General features: G+C 71.8%; 19 protein-coding genes. 9 read left to right on the top strand and 10 right to left on the bottom strand.

Translation table 11 applies throughout. From position 1 onward, the window contains the following. The first annotated feature begins 36 nt into the window (after positions 1–36). Positions 37–606, top strand: a complete 570-nt coding sequence (locus AB0877_RS27395; RefSeq protein ID WP_366612449.1) for a WHG domain-containing protein — start codon at positions 37–39, stop codon at positions 604–606. Positions 607–638: 32 nt separating this feature from the next. After that, positions 639–1226, top strand: a complete 588-nt coding sequence (locus AB0877_RS27390; protein ID WP_366612448.1) for a DUF1684 domain-containing protein — start codon at positions 639–641, stop codon at positions 1224–1226. A 51-nt stretch (positions 1227–1277) separates the two neighbouring features. Here the strand turns inward: AB0877_RS27390 and AB0877_RS27385 are convergent, their stop codons facing one another. Then, the gene (locus AB0877_RS27385; RefSeq protein ID WP_366612447.1) at positions 1278–1865 is read right to left on the bottom strand and encodes a general stress protein; all 588 of its coding nucleotides are present in this window, start codon (positions 1863–1865) and stop codon (positions 1278–1280) included. 111 nt (positions 1866–1976) lie between these two features. Here AB0877_RS27385 and AB0877_RS27380 point away from each other — a divergent pair, with 111 nt between their 5' ends. The 3 genes from AB0877_RS27380 (at position 1977) to AB0877_RS27370 (ending at position 7467) form a co-directional block, all read left to right on the top strand. Then, the gene (locus tag AB0877_RS27380; RefSeq protein WP_366612446.1) at positions 1977–3806 is read left to right on the top strand and encodes a glycoside hydrolase family 15 protein; all 1830 of its coding nucleotides are present in this window, start codon (positions 1977–1979) and stop codon (positions 3804–3806) included. A gap of 152 nt (positions 3807–3958) precedes the next feature. Then, complete coding sequence (locus AB0877_RS27375; RefSeq protein WP_366612445.1) at positions 3959–6835, top strand: ricin-type beta-trefoil lectin domain protein; 2877 nt, start codon at positions 3959–3961, stop codon at positions 6833–6835. A gap of 131 nt (positions 6836–6966) precedes the next feature. Next, entirely contained in the window at positions 6967–7467 is a 501-nt protein-coding gene (locus AB0877_RS27370; protein ID WP_366612444.1) for a metallophosphoesterase, read from the top strand. A 208-nt stretch (positions 7468–7675) separates the two neighbouring features. On the opposite strand, the gene AB0877_RS27365 is transcribed toward AB0877_RS27370, so the two are convergent. Further along, on the bottom strand, positions 7676–7906 hold the full coding sequence (locus AB0877_RS27365) for a DUF3072 domain-containing protein (protein WP_355007327.1): 231 nt from the start codon (positions 7904–7906) through the stop codon (positions 7676–7678). Between the two features lie 104 nt (positions 7907–8010). Between AB0877_RS27365 and AB0877_RS27360 the strand changes: the two genes are divergently transcribed. Continuing rightward, entirely contained in the window at positions 8011–8949 is a 939-nt protein-coding gene (locus tag AB0877_RS27360) for an FAD-dependent oxidoreductase (protein WP_366612510.1), read from the top strand. A gap of 14 nt (positions 8950–8963) precedes the next feature. Here AB0877_RS27360 and AB0877_RS27355 read toward each other — a convergent pair whose 3' ends face one another. From AB0877_RS27355 to AB0877_RS27345, 3 genes are all read right to left on the bottom strand, one after another. Next, positions 8964–10259, bottom strand: coding sequence for a cation:proton antiporter (locus AB0877_RS27355; protein WP_366612443.1), 1296 nt, complete (start codon positions 10257–10259; stop codon positions 8964–8966). Positions 10260–10366: 107 nt separating this feature from the next. After that, the gene (locus tag AB0877_RS27350) at positions 10367–11044 is read right to left on the bottom strand and encodes an HAD family hydrolase (protein WP_366612442.1); all 678 of its coding nucleotides are present in this window, start codon (positions 11042–11044) and stop codon (positions 10367–10369) included. Between the two features lie 25 nt (positions 11045–11069). Further along, positions 11070–13208 carry a SpoIIE family protein phosphatase gene (locus AB0877_RS27345; protein ID WP_366612441.1) on the bottom strand — a complete coding sequence of 713 codons (2139 nt, stop codon included), beginning with the start codon at positions 13206–13208 and terminating at the stop codon, positions 11070–11072. Between the two features lie 198 nt (positions 13209–13406). On the opposite strand from AB0877_RS27345, the gene AB0877_RS27340 reads away from it, so the two are divergent. Next, positions 13407–14216, top strand: a complete 810-nt coding sequence (locus tag AB0877_RS27340) for a hypothetical protein (RefSeq protein WP_285794186.1) — start codon at positions 13407–13409, stop codon at positions 14214–14216. Between the two features lie 65 nt (positions 14217–14281). Here AB0877_RS27340 and AB0877_RS27335 read toward each other — a convergent pair whose 3' ends face one another. After that, complete coding sequence (locus AB0877_RS27335) at positions 14282–14635, bottom strand: DUF6401 family natural product biosynthesis protein (RefSeq protein WP_366612440.1); 354 nt, start codon at positions 14633–14635, stop codon at positions 14282–14284. Between the two features lie 162 nt (positions 14636–14797). Here AB0877_RS27335 and AB0877_RS27330 point away from each other — a divergent pair, with 162 nt between their 5' ends. Further along, positions 14798–15247 (top strand): hypothetical protein, encoded by a 450-nt coding sequence (locus AB0877_RS27330; protein ID WP_366612439.1) that lies wholly within the window; start codon positions 14798–14800, stop codon positions 15245–15247. Here AB0877_RS27330 and AB0877_RS27325 read toward each other — a convergent pair. Continuing rightward, entirely contained in the window at positions 15244–15453 is a 210-nt protein-coding gene (locus tag AB0877_RS27325; RefSeq protein WP_366612438.1) for a hypothetical protein, read from the bottom strand. The two genes, AB0877_RS27330 and AB0877_RS27325, sit on opposite strands and share 4 nt — an antisense overlap. Before the next feature lie 157 nt (positions 15454–15610). Here AB0877_RS27325 and AB0877_RS27320 point away from each other — a divergent pair, with 157 nt between their 5' ends. Beyond that, positions 15611–16891, top strand: coding sequence for an MFS transporter (locus AB0877_RS27320; RefSeq protein WP_366612437.1), 1281 nt, complete (start codon positions 15611–15613; stop codon positions 16889–16891). Here the strand turns inward: AB0877_RS27320 and AB0877_RS27315 are convergent. The 3 genes from AB0877_RS27315 to AB0877_RS27305 all read right to left on the bottom strand — a co-directional run bounded on the left by AB0877_RS27315 (position 16849) and on the right by AB0877_RS27305 (position 18152). Then, positions 16849–17109 carry a hypothetical protein gene (locus AB0877_RS27315; RefSeq protein ID WP_366612436.1) on the bottom strand — a complete coding sequence of 87 codons (261 nt, stop codon included), beginning with the start codon at positions 17107–17109 and terminating at the stop codon, positions 16849–16851. The two genes, AB0877_RS27320 and AB0877_RS27315, sit on opposite strands and share 43 nt — an antisense overlap. Positions 17110–17221: 112 nt before the next feature. Then, positions 17222–17683, bottom strand: coding sequence for an SRPBCC family protein (locus AB0877_RS27310; RefSeq protein ID WP_366612435.1), 462 nt, complete (start codon positions 17681–17683; stop codon positions 17222–17224). A 52-nt stretch (positions 17684–17735) separates the two neighbouring features. Next, the gene (locus AB0877_RS27305; protein WP_366612434.1) at positions 17736–18152 is read right to left on the bottom strand and encodes a DUF2795 domain-containing protein; all 417 of its coding nucleotides are present in this window, start codon (positions 18150–18152) and stop codon (positions 17736–17738) included. Positions 18153–18187 lie beyond the last annotated feature (35 nt).

Here is an 18187-nt window from a genome sequence, read left to right as displayed (position 1 = left end):
CAAGCGATTATTAGGGATAGGTTGGGGGTGTGCTGCATGGCACGTGCCGGGGTGACCGCCGAGCGTCTGACGCTGGCCGCGGCCGAGCTGGCCGACCAGGTGGGCCTGGAGAACGTCACAGTCGCCGCCCTCGCCCGCCATTTCGGGGTCAAGGACGCGAGCCTGTACTTCCACCTCAAGAACGCGCACGAGCTACGGATCAGAATGGCCCTGCTGGCGCTGGCGGAGCTGGCCGACCGGGTCGCCGCCGCGCTCGCCGGCCGGGCCGGCAAGGACGCGCTCGTCGCGTTCGGCAACGCGTACCGCGACTACGCGCGAGAGCACCCGGGCCGGTACGCGGCCATGCAGATCGACCTCGACCCGGAGACGGCCGCCGCGAGCGCGGGCGTCCGGCACGCCGAGATGACCCGGGCGATCCTGCGCGGCTACCAGCTCGCCGAGCCGGACCAGACCGACGCGGTGCGGATGATGCACAGCACGTTCCACGGGTTCGTCAGCCTGGAGAAGACCGGCGGCTTCCGGCACACCCCGCGCCCCACCGACGACTCCTGGTCGCGCACCCTGGACGCCCTCGACGCCGTCCTCACCAACTGGCCGTCGCGCTGAGGTGCCTCAGCCCACGGCATAGGCTCGGTGGCGTGGATGATCTGGAGTTGGCCGACTGGCGGGAGCGGGTGGCCCGGCTGTACCTGTCCGACGTCGACCTGGCCGGCTTCCGCGCCGGCCGCGACGAGCTCTTCGCCAACCACCCGCAGAGCCCGATCCCGGTGGCGGAACGACCCGACTTCGCCGGGGTGCGCTACTTCCCGCCCAACCCCGAGGCGGTCGTCGAGGCACCCCTGCGCCCGGCCAGCGGTGAGTTGCGCATCGACACCGGTGGCCCGGACGGGGTGGTCGCGTACCGGCGGGTCGCGGTGGCCGATACGCCGTGGGGACCGCTGACCCTGTGGTGGATCGAGGCGTACGGGGGCGGGCTGTTCGTTCCGCTGCGTGACAGCACCTGCGGGCGGGACAGCTACGGGGGAGGGCGGTACCTCACCGACACGGTGAAGGGCACCTTCGGCCGGGGCGTCGAGGTGCTGCCCGGTAACCGGGTCCGGCTGGACGCCAACTACCTCTACAACCCGAGCTGTGCCTACGACGACCGCTGGGCCTGCCCGCTGGCGCCGCCGGAGAACCGGGTCGACGTGCCGCTGCGCGCCGGCGAGCTGGCGTACCACGACTGAACGACGAGACGGCCGTCCCGGTGTGTGCCGGGACGGCCGATCGACCGTCGCTCAACGGGCGTTCGTCGCGGAGTTGGGCATCTGCATCCGACCGAGGAGCTGTCGCGCCTGGTCGGCGAGCTGCGCGTCGACGGTCACGGCGTACTGCCCGGCGCGCAGTGAGCTGGCCGAGGTGAAGTCGCGCTGCCCGCCCGTCATGGCGTGCGCCACCGCGCCGAAGACGGCACCCCAGATCGCGCCGATGACCAGCCCGACCAGGATCACCGCCAGCCAGTTGCCGACCGTGAAGATGCCGAACAACAGGCCGATGAAGAGCCCGAACCAGGCGCCGGTACCGGCGCCGAGCAGGCCGGCTCGACCGGTGGTCATCCGCCCGAGCACCGTCTCCACCAGGGTGAGGTTGGTGCCGACGATGGCGCTGTGCTCCACCGGGAAGCGGTTGTCGGCCAGGTAGTCGACGACCCGCTGGGCGGTCGGATAGTCCGGGTACGCGCCGATCGTCACGGTCGGCGGCCCGCCCTCCGGCCCGTGGCCGTTGCCGCTCGGTGTCGACAGCCGGCCGGCCGGTCCGGATGGAAGCAGGTCGCCACCCTGTGTGCCGGGCCGCCAGTTGCCGGTCGGCCCCGAAGCTGACGTCATGAGCATCCTCCCTCGTCAGCTCCCCGGGTTCCCGGCCAGGCCGAACGGTAACGCGGCGTCCGTCGCCGACCAGGAGGGGAATGGGCGGCGACTGCCCGGGTAGCCAGTCAGGTGGAGAGCGGACAGATCAGCGACTACGGTTTCCTCGCCGACGGCCGCAGCGCGGCGCTGGTGGACGCCTCGGGCTCGGTCAACTGGTGGTGCCCGGGCCGCTTCGACGCCCCGTCGGTGTTCGGGCGGCTGCTCGACGACAACGCCGGGCACTGGTCCATCCAGCCCGAGGGCGACTACCAGGTCGAGCGCTCCTACCTGGAGGACACCCTGGTGCTGCGGACGGTCTTCCACACCGCGCAGGGAGAGGTCGCGCTGACCGACGCGCTCGCCTTCGAGCCCGGCTCACGCGGCCACGACATCGGTCTGCACTCGCCGCAGGTGCTGGTCCGTTCGGTGCAGGGGCTGTCCGGTTCGGTGCCGATGCGGGTGCACTACCGGCCGCGCTTCGAGTACGGCCGCACCATCGCGTACCTGATCGAGCGGGAGGACATGCTGGAGGCCATCGCCGGGGCCGCCCGACTCACCCTGCGGGGCAGCGAGCGGTTGACCGCCGGGGACGGTGAGGCCACCGGGACGTTCACCGTCCGTCCCGGCACGAGACACACCTTCACCCTCGGGTACGCCCCGACCTACGACGCCCCGCTGCCCGAGGTGCCGGACGCCGATCAGACCATCGCCGACACCATCGCCGGCTGGCGTTCCTGGTCGACCGAACACCCCTACGACGGGCTCTACCCCGAGCACGTGCGACGCAGCCGGCTGGTGGTGCAGGGCATGACCTACCGGCCCAGCGGGGCGGTGGTGGCCTCGGTGACCACCTCGCTGCCGGAGAAGCTCGGCGGCGACCGCAACTACGACTACCGCTACGTGTGGGTGCGCGACTTCAGCCTGACCCTGCGGGCGCTGTGGCGGACGACGTGCATGGACGAGGTGCAGCGCCAGTTCGCCTGGTTGGGCCGGGCGATGGGCCGCGTCGACGACCGGCCGGTGCCCATCATGTACGGGGTGCTGGGGGAGCGGGACCTCACCGAGCACCGGCTGGACCAGCTCGGCGGCTACCGCGACAGCCCCCCGGTGGTGATCGGTAACGACGCGTGGCAGCAGCGGCAGACCGACATCTTCGGCGAGGCGATGGACGCCGCCTGGTTGATGCGCGACAAGCTGGAACCGATGGACCCCGAGGTACGCCACGTACTCCGGGTGCTCGCCGACCAGGCCGAGCGGGACTGGTCGCTTCCCGACGCGGGCATGTGGGAGGAACGGGGCGTCCAGCACCATCACGTGTCCTCGAAGGTGCAGTGCTGGGTCGCCCTGGATCGGGCGGTCCGCTTCGCTGACCGGCTCGGCGAACCGCCGGACGTGGCCCGCTGGGCGGCCGCCCGCGACGCGGTGCGCGCGGAGGTGTTCGAGCGGGGCTGGAACGAGCGGCTCCAGTCGTACACCGGAAGTTTCGATTCCGACGACCTGGACGCCTCGGTGCTGGTGATGCCGCTGGTCGGGTTCCTGCGGGCCGACGACCCGCGGATGCGCTCGACGATCCGCGCGGTGGAGCAGCGGCTCTCCCACGACGGCCTGCTGCGGCGCTGGGACGGTGACCCGGCGGGTTTCCTCATCTGCTCGTTCTGGCTGGTGTGCTGCCTGGCGTTGGCCGGTGAGCGGGACCGGGCGCACGAGTTGTTCCGGGGGTTGGCGGAGCGGGTCAACGACCTCGGCCTGTTCGCCGAGCAGATCGATCCGCTGACCGGGGAGCAGCTGGGCAACTTCCCGCAGGCGTTCTCCCACATCGGCCTGATCAACGCGGCCGGTGTGCTGACCGACGTCGAGCGGGACCCGACGCTGCGTCAGCGCGGGATGCCCCCGGCGTACTTCTCTCCGGTGGACCACTGAGCCGGACTTTCGCGGAGATCGTGACAACTTTCTATCTGGAGACGCGAAGTTCTATCGCTTCCCAGTGAAAGACGTTAATGTCCGGGACACCCTGCGGTGCTCCTCCAGTCGGCGGGAGCGGCACCGAGATCCCCCGGACAGCTGGAGGTCTCGTGTCCCGCACACCGCGCCGACGTTTCGTCAGCGCCACCACCCTGCTCACCGTCCTGGTCACCCTCTGCGTCGTCCCGCAGGCAAGCGTTCTGCCGGCCGCCGCGTCCCCCGCCCAGGCCGCCGCCCTCGCTCCGCCCGCCACCACCGGTTTCGAGAAGGTCGCCCTGGACGGCGGCCTCTCGATGGGCGAGCCGATTGAACTGGCCGTGGCCCCCGACGGCAAGGTCTTCTACATCAACCGGGGCACCAGCAGCGCCGGTGGTCAGGTCCGCCTCTACAACCCGGCGACCAGGTCCACCACCGTCGCCCTCACCCTGGCGCTGGACGCCCGCTTCGAGGACGGCCTGATCGGCATCACCCTGCACCCGAGCTTCGCCAGCAACCGCTGGGTCTACCTCTTCTACTCGCCGAAGGTCACCCCACTGGTCAACCGGATCAGTCGGTTCACCTTCAACCCGTCCACGCTGCTGCTCGACCCGGGCAGCGAGGACATGCTGATCGAGTGGCCCACCGAACGCGACCTGTGCTGCCACTCCGCCGGATCGATGAGCTGGGACACCGCCGGCAACCTGTACTTCGCCGTCGGCGACAACACCAACTCCGGCGGCGACTCCGCCGGAATGGCCCCGATCGACGAGCGGACGAACCGCAACGCCCAGTACGACGCCCAGCGCACCTCCGGCAACACGAACGACCTGCGCGGCAAGATCAACCGGATCCACCCGGAGAACGACGGCAGCTACACCATCCCCGCCGGCAACCTGTTCGCCGCCGGCACCGCGCGAACGCGCCCGGAGATCTACGTGATGGGCGTGCGCAACCCGTACCGGATCTGGGTGGACCGCAAGGCGAACAACACCCTCTACTGGGGTGAGGTCGGCCCCGACGCCGGCACCGACCTCGCCAACCGCGGCCCGGCGGCCTACGACGAGTTCAACCGGGCCAACGGGCCCGGCAACTACGGCTGGCCGTACTGCGGCGGCCCCAACGTCGCCTACAACGACTGGGACTTCGCCACCGCCACACCGCGTGGTTGGTTCCCCTGCGGCGGCTCGACCGGCCCGGTGAACAACTCACCCCGCAACACCGGCATCCAGCAGCTCCCGCCGACCAGACCGGCACTCGTCTGGGAGCAGCACGGCGGCAGCGAGGACTGGCCGGCGCTGGACAACCCGGGTGGGTGCGGGTCGCCCAACCACGTCGAGGTCTACCACTACGACCCGAACCTCGTCTCGGACGTGAAGTGGCCGGCCTACTACGACAACAAGTGGCTGATCTCCGAGTACTGCCGCAACTGGATCAAGGAGGTCCAGTTCGACAACGGCAACCCGTCCACCGGCGCGCCGACGGTCATCGAACCGGTGCTCGCCGGCATGAAACTCGTCCACCCGATCGACTGGCAGTTCGGGCCGGACGGCTCGCTCTACCTGCTGGAGTACGGCAGCGGCTACTTCTCCGGCGCGGTCGACGCCGGCCTCTACAAAATCAACTACGTCCAGGGTGGCCGGTCGCCGGCGGCCAAGGCCACCGTCAACCGGGACAACGGCCTGGCACCCCTCGCGGTGACCTTCTCCAGCGCCGGCAGCTCCGACCCGGACGGCGACCCGCTGACGTACGCGTGGGACTTCACGAACGACGGCAGCACCGACTCGACCGCCGCGAACCCGTCCTTCACGTACGCCGCGAACGGCAACTACAGCGCCCGGCTCACCGTCAACGACGGCACCGGCCGCAGCGCCACCACTGTGGTGTCGGTGGTGGTCGGCAACAACCGGCCGACCGTCACGCTGACCGGACTGCCCGCGGGTGGGCTCTTCGACTGGGAGCAGGACCTGACGGTGGGCGCCACCGCCAGTGACGCGCAGGACGGCACGCCGGCCTGCTCGGCGGTGGTCGTCCGGGCAGCGCTGGGCCACCAGGAGCACGCCCACGAGGAGGGGGAGGGGACCGGCTGCGGCGCGACCTTCAACACCGGCCCGGTGCACGCCGGCCCCGACTCGGTGCTGTTCTTCGTCCTGCGGGGCAGCTACACCGACCGCGGCGCGACCGGTTCGGTCGCGCTCACCGGTGAACAGGAGATCAGCCTCTACCCGAAACAGTGGCAGGCCGAGCACTTCGTCCAGCTCAACGGCCCCAAGGTGATCGACCAGGCGGCGGCCGAGGGTGGCAAGCGGCTGGGTGACATCCAGAGCGGCGAGAGCGTCCGACACCACGCGGTCAGCCTCAAGGGAATCACCGGCGTCCGGGCCCGAGTCTCCTCCGGTGGCCCCGGCGGCACCCTCTCCTTCCGGTACGACTCACCGACCGGCACCGAGGTCGCCCGGATCGCGGTGCCGAACACCGGCGGCTGGGACAACTACACCGAGCTGAGCGCCACGGTGACCAAACCAGACGACGGCACCCACGACCTGTACCTCGTGATGACCGGCGGCAGCGGGGCGCTGCTGGACGTGGACAGCTACACCTTCACCGGGCCGGGCGTCGGCACCGGCGGGGCGCGTACCGGTGAGGTCAAGGCCCTCGGCAAGTGCGCGGACATCGCCGCCAGCCAGACCGCGAACGGCACCAAGGTGCAGACCTGGACCTGCAACGGCACCGCCGCCCAGCGCTGGACCCTGCCCGGCGACGGCACGGTGCGGGGGCTCGCCAAGTGCCTGGACGTGAAGGCGAGCGGCACCACCGACGGCACCCTCGTGCAGCTCTACGACTGCAACGGCACCGGGGCCCAGCAGTGGGCCGCCCAGTCGGACGGCAGCCTGCGCAACCCCCAGTCCGGGCGTTGCCTGGACATCCCCAACTCGGATCTCACCGACGGTCGGCAACTGCGGATCTGGACCTGCAACGGCACCGGAGCGCAACGCTGGACCCTGCCCTGACCGCCCCCTGACCGGCTCGGCACCCGTACCCGAGCGTCGATGACGCACGGGGCCGGGCGGCGGAGGCGGAGCCCGGCCGTCCACCCACGTCCCCCGGGTGGGCGGCCGGGACTCGGGGGACAATGCCGGGTATGCGGCTGGTGCTCACGGCGGACACCCACCTACCCAAGCGCGCCCGGGACCTACCCGGGCCCCTCTGGGCGGCCATCGAGGCCGCCGACGTGGTGGTGCACGCCGGCGACTGGGTGGACGAGGCCCTACTCGACGCCATGACGGCGCGATCACGCCGACTGATCGGGGTCTACGGCAACAACGACGGACCGGCGCTGCGCGCCCGGCTGCCGGAGGTGGCCCGGGTCGAACTCGACGGTCTGCGGGTCGCCGTGGTGCACGAGACCGGTCCCCGAACCGGCCGGGAGAAGCGGTGCGCGGCCACCTTTCCCGATGTCGACCTGCTGGTGTTCGGGCATTCGCACATCCCCTGGGACACCGAGGCGCCCGGTGGGCTACGCCTGCTCAACCCCGGCTCACCCACCGACCGCCGCTCCCAACCCCACGCCACCTACCTCACCGCCGAGGTCCACGAGGGCAGCCTGACCAAGGTGAAGCTGCACCCCCTACCCCGCCCCTAACCGCCCAGCCCTCCCGCCCATCGTCCCGCCGCCCCGTCGCCCCTGCTCCCGCGATCTTGCGCTTTCTGTCCCGACACTCGGGGCATGTCCGCCCAGGTCGACAACAGAAAGCGCAAGATCGGCGCGCGGGGGGCCTCGCTCGACACACGTGGCCCGGGGGTTACAGGCCCGAGGCTGCGGGGTGCGGGGTGCGGGGTGCGGGGTCGGGCTACTGGCCTCGGCCTGTTTTGGCCTGGAGTTCGTCGATGCGCTTGGACGCCTCAGCCTTGGTCAGGTCGTCCGGGAGATCGGCGTGGGCTTCCCGGGCCAGCGTGCTCAGGTAGGACTCCTGGGCGGCGGTCGGCGGCTCGTCCCCGGTGACCCACTCGTCCGGGTCCTTGATCGCGGCGTTCTGGTCGGCCTGCTGGTCGGCCTGCTCGGTGCGGCGGTCCGTCATCATCATCACCCTTTCGTTCGAACAGGTGTGCCAGTACCCCGATCGTCGGTGGTTCATGCCCGAACGCCGCCGCCTACGATCATCGGATGACGAAGGACCGGTCGAGCGTGGTGGTGGTCGGGGCGGGCATAGCCGGGGTGGCCTGTGCGATCGAGTTGACCCGGGCCGGGGTGCCGGTGCAGGTCCGGGAGCGGGGGCACGTCTGCGGTGGCCGGATGGCCAGCAAACGCTTCCAGGGCCGGCCCGCGGACATCGGGGCCGCCTACTTCACCGCCACCGACCCGGACTTCGCCGCACTGGTCGAACAGTGGCGCGCCGCCGGGCTGGTCCACGAGTGGACCGACACGTTCCAGGCGTACGACCGCAGTGGAAACCACGAGGTGTCCGGGCCGATGCGTTACGCCGCTCCCCGCGGCCTGCGCTCGTTGGTCGAGCACCTGGCCGGCGCGGTACCGCTGACCGTCGACCGGCTGGTGCTCACAGTGGAACCCGGCCCGGTCGTCGACGGGCAGTCGTGCGCGGCGGTCGCCCTGGCCATGCCGGGTCCGCAGGCCGCCCTGCTGCTCGACCCGGCCCTGACCGACGCCACCCGGGTCGTGCAGGAGCAGCGCTGGTCGCCGTCGCTGGCCGCGGTGCTGCGCTTCCCGACCCGGCGCTGGCCGGACTTCCGGGGCGCGTTCGTCAACGAGCACCCGGTGCTCAACCTCGTCTGCGACGACGGCGACCGGCGCGGTGACGGCGCGCCGGTGCTGGTCGCGCACACCGTGCCGGAGTTCGCGGCCGGGCACCTCGCTCAACCCACCGGGGCCGGCCCGGCGATCGAACAGGCCGTCCGGGACCTGCTCGGGCTGCCCGAGCAGGCCGTCGACGTGCACGTGCACCGTTGGACGTACGCGAAGCCGACCAGCGACGCGGGCGGTGCCACCCACCACCTGGACGCGGACGGGATCGGCCTGGCCGGCGACGCGTTCGGCAAGCCCCGGGTGCAGAGCGCCTGGCGCTCCGGCCGGGACCTGGGCCGTGCGCTGGCCGCCCGCCTGGCCTGAGCGGGCCGCCGCTCTCAGGCGTGCCCGGCTGCCGCGACGGGGCGAGCGTCGGCGTCTCGCTCGGCCGGGTCGGAGGTCCGTTCTCCCTCCCGGTCGAGCAGTTGCATGACCGGGGTCGCCGTGATGCCGTGCACCACGACGGAGACGAGCACCACCAGCCCGACGGTCGCCCAGAGCAGTTCGGCCTGCGGAAAGTCGGCCTTGGTGGTGGCGTACGCGAGGTAGTAGAACGAGCCGACGCCGCGGATGCCGAACAACGAGATGACCCAGTGCTCGGCCGGGCGTCCGGGAGCGCCGCGCAACGACAACCAGCCGATCAGCGGTCGGACCACGAACACCAGCACCAGCCCGACGGCGGCTGCCGGCCAGGTCAGCGGGCCCAGCAGACCACCCACGATCGCGCCGCCGAGCAGCAGCAACAGCACCAGGGTGAGCAGCCGTTCGACCTGCTCGGCGAAGTCGTGCAGCACCGAGTGGAACTCGTGGGTCCGTTCGGCGGCCCGAATGGCCCGGGCGGCCACGAACACCGCCAGGAAGCCGTACCCGCCGACCACCTCCACCAGCCCGTACGCCAGGAAGGTGGCGGCCAGCGCCAGGAAGCCCTCGGCGTGCCGGGCCAGCCGCAACTCGCTGGGGGCGCGGAAGAACAGCTTGCCGAGCAACCAGCCGATGAGCAGGCCACCGCCGACGCCGATGCTGATCTTCCAGAGCACGTCCACCGTGAACCACTCGGCCAACCAGTCGCTCGGGGCGAGGCTGGTCGAGGCGATGGCGATGGCCGCGTAGACGAACGGGAACGCCAGCCCGTCGTTCAGGCCCGCTTCGGAGGTCAACGCGAAGCGGACCTCGTCCTCGGAATCCTCCACGTCGGTCGGCTCGCCGACCTGCACGTCGGCGGCGAGCACCGGGTCGGTGGGCGCCAGCGCGGCGCCCAACAGCAGCGCGGCGGCCGGTACCAGCCCCGCCCACCACCAGCCGAGCAGGGCCACCGCCGCGATGCACAGGGGCATCGCGATCGCCAGCAGCCGCCAGGTGGACGACCACCGCCGCCAACTCAACGGCCGGTCGATCTTCAGCCCGGCGCCCATCAGCGCGACGATCACCCCGATCTCGGTGAGGTGGGTGGCCAGCTCCGGGTGGGCCAGGGGGTCCGGTGACGGCAGCCCGACCGGCAGCAGGAACACCAGCATGCCGAGGGCGAGGAAGGCGATCGGCATGGACAGCGGGCGCCGCTCCAGCACCCGCGGCAGGATGCCCGCGAGCAGGGCGCCCACGCCCACCAGTGCGAACGCCACATCTACCGGCTCCACGGCACCACCCTTCCGCCCGCACCCGCGAGGCGCGGGCAGGTGGTGACAGTCCTTGCCCCGCAAGGGCTCCGGCTATGCGCGCCAGTGCCGGTGGACCCGAATGATCCTCACCGGGGTCGGGTGAGCGGCGAGTCCGCCAACTCGGACAACAGCGCGGCCGGGTCGTCGTACACCGCCACGGCACCCGCGCCGGCGAGCTCGCCGCGGCTGGTGCCACCGCAGGTCAGACCCACACACGCAACGTTCAACTGCCCGGCCGCGACGACGTCCCACACCGAGTCGCCGACGAAGACCACCCGCTCGGCGGTCAACCCGGACTGCTTCAACGCGGCGACCAGGATGTCTGGTGCCGGCTTGCTCTGCTCGGCGTCCGCGGAGGAGGTGATCGTGTCGATCACGTCGTCGGCGCCCAGCGCCCGACGAAGCGCGCCGACCTCCGGTTCCGAGGCGGAGGTGGCCAGCACGACACGTAGACCCCGCTCGGCGCAGGCGCGCAACAGGTCGGCCGCCCGGGGGAGCGGCGTGAGTCGTTCCCAGTACTCGGCGTAGAGGGTGTCGTGCGCGTCGCGCAGCTTGGAGTCGGCGTCGCGGTCCCGCTCCGGCCCGAGGAGATGGTCCAGGAGTTTGTCCGATCCCATCCCGATCGAGCGGTGCACCACCGCCATCGGCACCGGCTGATCGGTCTGGCGTAGCGCCTCCCACCAGGTCACCGTGTGCAGGTAGGTGGTGTCGACCAGGGTGCCGTCGACATCGAAGAGGACCCCGGCGGGCCGGTTGGTAGCCACTGGCGTCCTCCTGCCATCGGGCGGCTCAGGGGTGCGCGGCCGGCGGGGTGAGGATCTCGAACCAGACCGTGGAGCCCCGGACCGACGGGTCGGTGCCCCAGGCGTCGCTGAGTTCCTCGATCAGGCCGAGGCCGCGCCCGCGACTGCTCAACGTGTCGGTACGGGCCCGGGTCACGGTCCCCCGGGTGCCGGAATCCGCCACCGAGACGAGCAGCCGCTCGGCGCTGAGGTCGATGTCCACCCGGGCGGCCGTGCCGGCGTGCAGCAACGCGTTGGTGGTCAGCTCGCTGGTGCAGAGCACCGCCGCTCCGATCACCGACTCGGGCACCTGCCACTCGGTGAGCTGGCCGGTCAGCCAGTGCCGGACCCGGCTGGGCGCGGTCGGCTCGGCGGGCACCTCCATGCTGGCCGAACGACTCGGTTTGAGCGCGTGCTCGACCGCCAGCACGGCCACGTCGTCCTCCGTGCCGCCCGGGACCGCCGCGGTGGCCACCGCGCAGAGCGCGCGGGGGTCGCCGCTGCCGGCCTTGGCAATGGCGTCGCTCAGGGTGGCCAGCCCGGCGCTCAGGCTCTGCCGGCGACGCTCCACCACCCCGTCGCTGAACAGCAGCAGGGTGTCACCGGGACGGAACGGGACGGTCGTGGTGCCCGGCCGACCGCCCAACCCCAGCGGCGGCCCGGCCGGAACGTCGACGTACTCGGCGTGGAACCGACCATCCGGGTCGCCGCGGCGGATCAACGGCGCGGGATGACCGGCGCTGGCCAGGGTCAGCTCCCGCCGATCCGCGTCGATCACCCCGAACGCCACGGTGACGAACAGCTCGTGGGTGCCGGCCTCCGCGCCGAGGCTGGTCACCAGCCGATCCAGGCCGGCCAGGACCGCGTCGGGCGTCGGGTCGGCCAGGGCCAGAGCGCGCAGCGCGGCCCGGACCTGGCCCATCCGCGCGGCGGCCTGCACGTCGTGCCCGGCGACGTCGCCCAGCACCACGCCGAGCGAGCCGTTGGGCAGCGGGAACGCGTCGTAGAAGTCGCCGCCGGCCGCGTTGCCGTCCACACCCGGGTCGTAGCGGGCCGCGATCCGCAACCGGGGAAGATCCGGCAGATGCTCCGGCAACATGCTGCGCTGCAACAGTTGGGCCGTGCCGTGCTGGGTCTCGAAACGGCGGGCCCGCTCGGCGGCCTGGCCGATCAGCTCGGCGGAGGCGGCCAGCAGCGCCCGTTCGGCGGGGGACCAGGTGTGCGGAACCTGGTAGCCGACCGACAGCCCGCCGCGGACCACCGAGGTGCCCAGCGGCAGGGCCGCCATCGCACGGACCTTCTGGTCGTGGCGGTCCACGGCGGTGTCCCGCAGCGGCTGCCCGTCCCGGGTGAACGACGGGGCGCCGGAGCGGGCCGCCTGCACCACCGGGGCCGGCCAGTCCGCCGGGGCGCGCCGCCAGAGCGGGGGCAGCCGCTCGTCGGCCTCGTCCAACAACTCGCCACGGACCCGACGCACCATGCGCCAGCCGCCGCCGCCCTCGTCGACGGCGAACGAGGCCTGGTCGGGGTCGAACGTGGTGATCGCGTACCGCAGCGCCACCCGGGCCACGTCGTCGAGGGTGAGGGTGCCGGCGAGCGCCGCGGCCACCTCGCTGAGGCTCTGCAACTGCTCGGTGACGTGAGTGGTCTCGGCCGCGACCGTCAGCACGCCGACGATCTGGCCGGCGCTGTCGCGCACCGGTGAGTAACCCCGGGTGAAGACCGCCTGCTCCACCGTCGCGGAGTGCCCACGGACCAGCGGCAGGGTGGACTCCTTCTCCAGGAAGGGTTCGCCCTGCCGGTAGCAGCGCTCGATCACCGCCCCGACGCCGGGCAGCGCCCAGATCTCCGCGAACACCTCGGCGGCCGGACGACCGAGGGCGCTCGGGTGTTTGGTGCCCAGCAGCTCGGCGTAGCCGGCGTTGTAGAGCAGGACGAGGTCGTCGCCGTACGCCAGGGCCATCGGCATCGGCGAGGCGAGGACCAGCTCCACCACCGCCTGGAGGGCGACGTCCCAGTCGTCGGCCGGGCCCAACGGGGTGTTGGCCCAGTCGTGGGCGAGCACACCGACGGCCGGGCCGGACCCGGTGGGTGCGCCCGAGCCCGGAGTTGCTGGCGTGGGGACCCGCCCGACCGTTCCTGGCATGTTCGCAGCCTAGTCGGCCGACCGGAAAAGGCATCCGACCACGGCGGCGGGCCGTCGCCGAGTCCGTCGCGGTGGCCGTTCGGGCAGTTCAGGACCCCTGTCCGGAGGTCTGTCGGGAAAAACGCCGCGCGCTGCGCGGAGTGCCGGAGCGGTTGCCGGGTATGCGCCCGGCGCAGTCCATGCGACAGGAGGGACATCATGCTGAAAACCCTCGCGGTCCGGCAGGCCGACATCGGCGATGCCATCGCCGACACCTGGAGGTCGGTGCTGCTCTTCATCCCGAAGGCAGTGGCCTTCATCGTCATCCTCGTGGTCGGCTGGCTCATCGCCAGAGCCGTCCTCAAAATCGTGGATACGGTGCTGGAACGGGTGCGCTTCGACCAGGCGGTCGAACGCGGCGGCATCAAACGGGCCCTGGAGAGAACGAAGTACGACGCCAGCGACATTCTGGCCAGACTGGCGTACTACGCCGTACTGCTGTTCACCCTGCAGTTCGCCTTCGGAGTCTGGGGGCCCAACGCGATCAGTGACCTGATCAGCGGCGTGGTGGCCTGGCTGCCGCGCGCGTTCATCGCGATCGTCATCGTGGTGGTGGCGGCCGCGATCGCCAACGCTGTCCGGGATCTGGTCACCGGGGCGTTGGGAGGACTCTCGTACGGCAAGGTGCTGGCCGACCTGACGGCGATCTTCATCATCGCGCTGGGTGTGATCGCGGCCCTGAACCAGGTGGGTATCGCCACGACGGTGACCACTCCGGTGCTGATCGCGGTGCTCGCCACGGTGGCCGGCATCCTGATCGTCGGTGTCGGTGGTGGTCTCGTGAAGCCGATGCAGAACCGCTGGGACGGCTGGTTGCGCCGGGCGGCCGAGGAGGCCCGGGCGGTGCAGCAGCAACGTCAGGCCACGTCGGCCGGGCGTAGCGACGTGGAGCGGCAGATGGCCGACCGCGGGGGTGACCGCACCCAGGCCATGCCTCGGGTGGACGAAGCCCAGCAGTACCGCTCGTAGCGGGCGGAACGGCACGACGGGTGGGAGGGTGCTCCGCGTACGACGCGGGGTGCCCTCCTCTCGTGTCAGTGCTGGTCGAGTGCGCGAGCCAACGCGCAGACCGCGACCAGTCGGGTGAGCAGCCACTCCGGCTGGCTCCAGTCCACCGCCCCGCTGGGCAGCGTCCACCCGTGCTCCAGCGCGGCGGCGCGCACACCCTCGGCGTAGCCGGCGAGCGCCGCGGAGGTCAGCGGCGTGCGGTCGCCGTCGAGGCTGTCCCGGACGGCCGCCGCGTGCTGGTCGACGAGGGCCAGCAGCCCTGGGCGCGCGGCGGCGGCGGCGAGCCCGACAGTGCCCACGGAGACGGTGAGGGCGGCCAGGGTGGACCGCGCCGAGTCGACGGCGGTACGGGAGGCGACCCGGTGGAACGGCACACGCATGGTGACCGAGGCTAACCGACCGGTGACCGCGTCGACCTCGTCCGCTCGGCGGATGTCGGCTGCGCCACTGGGATGCTCGCCGCTGACCTGGGGGATTGATCCGGCACAGACGGGGCAGCAGGAGAACACCCAGCAGTGACGGCACCCGGCACGGAGGCACGGATGGGACAGCAGGCGGACGGACCCGATGAGCGGCACCGGCGGCCGGACGGGGTCAGCGACGTGACTGTCGCCGCGCTCGGCAAGCTCAGCGAGGCGCTGGAGTGTGTGGAGCGGGCCCGAGGGCATCTCTACTCGATGCACCAGTTGATCGGTCATGCCGACCTGATGCTCGACGACGCGGTGGAGCAGTTTCACGCCGCCGGGCATCCGGGCCTCGCCGATCGGATCGCCACCGAGCTGCGCGGCCGCAACGTCATCGCGGGGCGGTGGACGTTCCAGATCGTCGAGGACTTCGACGACGGCTACCACGCGTTGTTCCGGGAGGTGGACCAGCAGGCCCGCGACGAGTTGGTGGGTGGGCGGCGCCATCTCTACGAGGCGGAGATGAAGGAACGCCGCCGTAGCCGGGGCCGGCCGGGCCACGAGGCCCGGCCGGACGGCGGAACCTAGTCGGTTGTCGCGTTGGCCGGGCGACGCCGTGCCGCGTCGTCGGCGATGATCACGGTGGCCACCATCAGCGCGACGCACAGGCTGAACAGCCACGACTCGTCGGCGACGAGCCAGGCGGACACGGGTGCCTGGAGCGCGGCCAGCAGGAAGCCGAGCCAGGCGAGTTTGCGCTGACGCGTGGAGAGGATTCCGGAGCCTTGATGCATCCCGAAATTCTTACGCGAACCGGCCGGCTTGCCGTCCTCCGATCGGTCGATTCTGGATGAGCTGTCCGTTTTCTCGACCGTACGGACACGACTTCTTCGCGCAGCGGGCGATCGGCGGTCGACGGCGCTAGGGTGCCCTGCGGCAGGATGGTGTCTCGTGTCCACCACGCCCCCGCGTCCCCGCGCCGCGCTACTCCTGCTGTCCTACCTCGCGTTCGTCAGTCTCGGCCTGCCCGACGGCCTGCTCGGCGTCGCCTGGCCCTCGATCCGAGGCGACTTCGACGTACCGACCGAGGCCGTCGGGTGGGTGCTCACCGCCGGCACCGTCGGCTATCTCACCTCCAGTGTGCTGGCCGGTTTCACCCTGGCCCGGGTCGGCGTGGGCGCGCTGCTCGCCGGTAGCACCCTGCTGGCCAGCCTGGCGTTGACCGGCTTCTCGGTGAGCCCCGTGCTGGTGGTGCTGGTGGGCTGTGCGCTGCTGCTGGGGCTCGGCTCCGGCGCTGTCGACTCCGGGCTCAACGCGTACGCCGCCGGGGCTTTCGGGCCTCGCCACATGAACTGGTTGCACGCCTTCTTCGGTCTCGGCGTGGCCATCGGTCCACTGATCATGACCGCGGTGCTGAGCGCCGGGCTCGCCTGGCGCTGGGGGTACGGCATCGTGGCCGCCGCCCAACTCGTCCTGGCCGCCGCGTTCGTGCTCACCGTGCGGGCCTGGCGGCGTGACGCCCCGGCCGCCGGGCCCGCCGCTGCGGACTCCGGTCCGGCGCCGACCGTCCAGGTCCCGGTGAGGGACACGCTGCGGCTGCCGGCGGTCTGGTCGGGGACGCTCGCCTTCGCGCTGTACGTGGCGATCGAGGTTTCCGCGGGGCTGTGGGCATTCCTGCTGCTGACCGAGGGGCGTGGGCTCAGCGCGGCGTTGGCCGGCGGCTGCGTCTCCGCGTACTGGGGCAGTCTCTTCGTGGGCCGGGTCGTGCAGGGTCTGGTGGCCGAGCGCCTGGGGTCGGGGTTGGTGTTGCGCGCCAGCCTGGCCGGGATGGCGGTCGGCGCGGCGCTGATCGCCGTTCCCGGGCCGGCCGTCCTTGCGGTGCTCGGGCTGGTCGTCGTCGGATTCGCCGCGGCCCCGGTGTTTCCGCTGCTCACCCTCACCACCGCCGACCGGGTCGGCGCGGCGCACGCGGACCGCGCCATCGGCCTGCAGATCGGCGCGTCCGGCGTCGGCGCGGCGCTCGTCCCGGCCGGGCTGGGCGTGCTGATCGGCAACACCTCGGTGGAGGTGCTGGGATCGGCCCTGCTGGTGCTCGCGTTGGCGCTGATCGTGCTCTACGAGTGGGGCGCGCGCCGACCGGCCGCGGGACGTCCCGTGCCGGCGGTGCCCGCCCAGCCCGGAGGCGAGACTCAGACGTCGGGCCCGGTCCGGCCGGTGGTGGACGGGCGGTAGGCGCGCTGCGGGTCGGTGGCCTCCCGGCTGGTGCCCTGGGCCTGCCCGTCGCGGTCCGACGCGGCCGGCCCGTGCCCGAACGCGGCCTCCTCGCCGGCGTCGTTCCCCGTCACGTCGTCGGCCTGCCCGTCGAGGCTGGAGCCCGAGACGGCGCGCTCCAACTCCTCCAACGGCAGCCGCTCCTCGTCCCGCCACACCCTGATGTTGTCGTCGGTCATACCTTCAGCCGTACCCGGGCACGATGATCGCAAACGGTACCCGCCGAGCAGGCTCGGACACGACGATGGCCGCCGGTAGCCCGGCGGCCATCTCAGGTCATGCTGCCCAGGGTCACGGCTGGGGACGGTCCACCTGCCCGCGCCAGGCGCCGGTCTCCTGACCACGCCGCTCGATGAAGGTCTTGAACCGCTCCAGGTCGCCCTTGGCCCGTCGGTCGACGATGCCGAGCTTGTCGCCGGCCTGCTCGACCACGCCGTGCGGCTCGAACTCGAGCTGCAGGGTGACCCTGGTCTTGTCCTGGTCCAATCGGTGGAAGGTCACCACGCCGGCCTGCTGCGTGCCGTCGGTCGAGCGCCAGGCGACCCGCTCGTCGGGGAGCTGTTCGGTGATCTCCGCGTCGAACTCGCGCTTCACCCCGGCGATGTCCACGGTCCAGTGGGTCATCGTGTCGGAGAGCTGCCGAACCTCCTGCACACCCTCCATGAACTGGGGGAACTCCTCGAACTGCGTCCACTGGTCGTACGCGGTGCGCACGGGTACGGACACGTCCACATGTTCGGTAACGCCACTCATCGGGGAACCTCCTTCAGTCGCCGGTGGGTTGTCGGATCGGGGGCGATCCTGGTCACCAGCGAGTTGTCTCGTTCTTGTTGCCCAGCGCCGCCCACACCTCGGAGACCGTCTGGTAGACGGTGCCCTCGGGCAGCCGTTCCAGCGCCGCCACGATGTCGTCCGGCGCCTCGTTCTCGCGGGCGCTGGCAAGGAGCACCAGACGGTCGCCCGGCAGCGCGCTCATCGAGATGAACCGGCCGAGCCGGCTGCGCTGCTCGACGTCCGTAGAGCTCATGCCCTGCGGGGTGCCGGTGCGCAGGTCGCCGGCCGGGGCGGTGGTCGTCTCCGGCTGGTCCTCGCCGGCCGGCTCCGGCACCCGCGACTCGTCGACCCGAGAGCCACCGGTCCCCGGCCCCTGTACGAGGCCGCTGACCTCCTGGCTCATCTGCTCGTCGATCCTCGGTCCGTGCTTGCTGTTGCCACGCTCCATGCCTTCTGCGCTACCCGGCACCCGGGCCGATAAAC

The organism is Micromonospora sp. NPDC047644 (assembly GCF_040704315.1).
Lineage (GTDB): Bacteria > Actinomycetota > Actinomycetes > Mycobacteriales > Micromonosporaceae > Micromonospora.
Note: the sequence above shows the minus strand (reverse complement) of the source record. Positions and strands in the feature narration are given on the sequence as shown.

What these genes read in the sequence shown, in the direction of transcription:
- AB0877_RS27395 (WP_366612449.1), top strand. Translation starts at nt 37, where the DNA reads ATGGCACGTGCCGGGGTGACCGCCGAGCGTCTGACGCTGGCCGCGGCC.
- AB0877_RS27385 (WP_366612447.1), bottom strand. Translation starts at nt 1,865, where the DNA reads ATGACGTCAGCTTCGGGGCCGACCGGCAACTGGCGGCCCGGCACACAG.
- AB0877_RS27370 (WP_366612444.1), top strand. Translation starts at nt 6,967, where the DNA reads ATGCGGCTGGTGCTCACGGCGGACACCCACCTACCCAAGCGCGCCCGG.
- AB0877_RS27365 (WP_355007327.1), bottom strand. Translation starts at nt 7,906, where the DNA reads ATGATGACGGACCGCCGCACCGAGCAGGCCGACCAGCAGGCCGACCAG.
- AB0877_RS27345 (WP_366612441.1), bottom strand. Translation starts at nt 13,208, where the DNA reads ATGCCAGGAACGGTCGGGCGGGTCCCCACGCCAGCAACTCCGGGCTCG.
- AB0877_RS27340 (WP_285794186.1), top strand. Translation starts at nt 13,407, where the DNA reads ATGCTGAAAACCCTCGCGGTCCGGCAGGCCGACATCGGCGATGCCATC.
- AB0877_RS27335 (WP_366612440.1), bottom strand. Translation starts at nt 14,635, where the DNA reads ATGCGTGTGCCGTTCCACCGGGTCGCCTCCCGTACCGCCGTCGACTCG.
- AB0877_RS27330 (WP_366612439.1), top strand. Translation starts at nt 14,798, where the DNA reads ATGGGACAGCAGGCGGACGGACCCGATGAGCGGCACCGGCGGCCGGAC.
- AB0877_RS27325 (WP_366612438.1), bottom strand. Translation starts at nt 15,453, where the DNA reads ATGCATCAAGGCTCCGGAATCCTCTCCACGCGTCAGCGCAAACTCGCC.
- AB0877_RS27315 (WP_366612436.1), bottom strand. Translation starts at nt 17,109, where the DNA reads ATGACCGACGACAACATCAGGGTGTGGCGGGACGAGGAGCGGCTGCCG.
- AB0877_RS27310 (WP_366612435.1), bottom strand. Translation starts at nt 17,683, where the DNA reads ATGAGTGGCGTTACCGAACATGTGGACGTGTCCGTACCCGTGCGCACC.
- AB0877_RS27305 (WP_366612434.1), bottom strand. Translation starts at nt 18,152, where the DNA reads ATGGAGCGTGGCAACAGCAAGCACGGACCGAGGATCGACGAGCAGATG.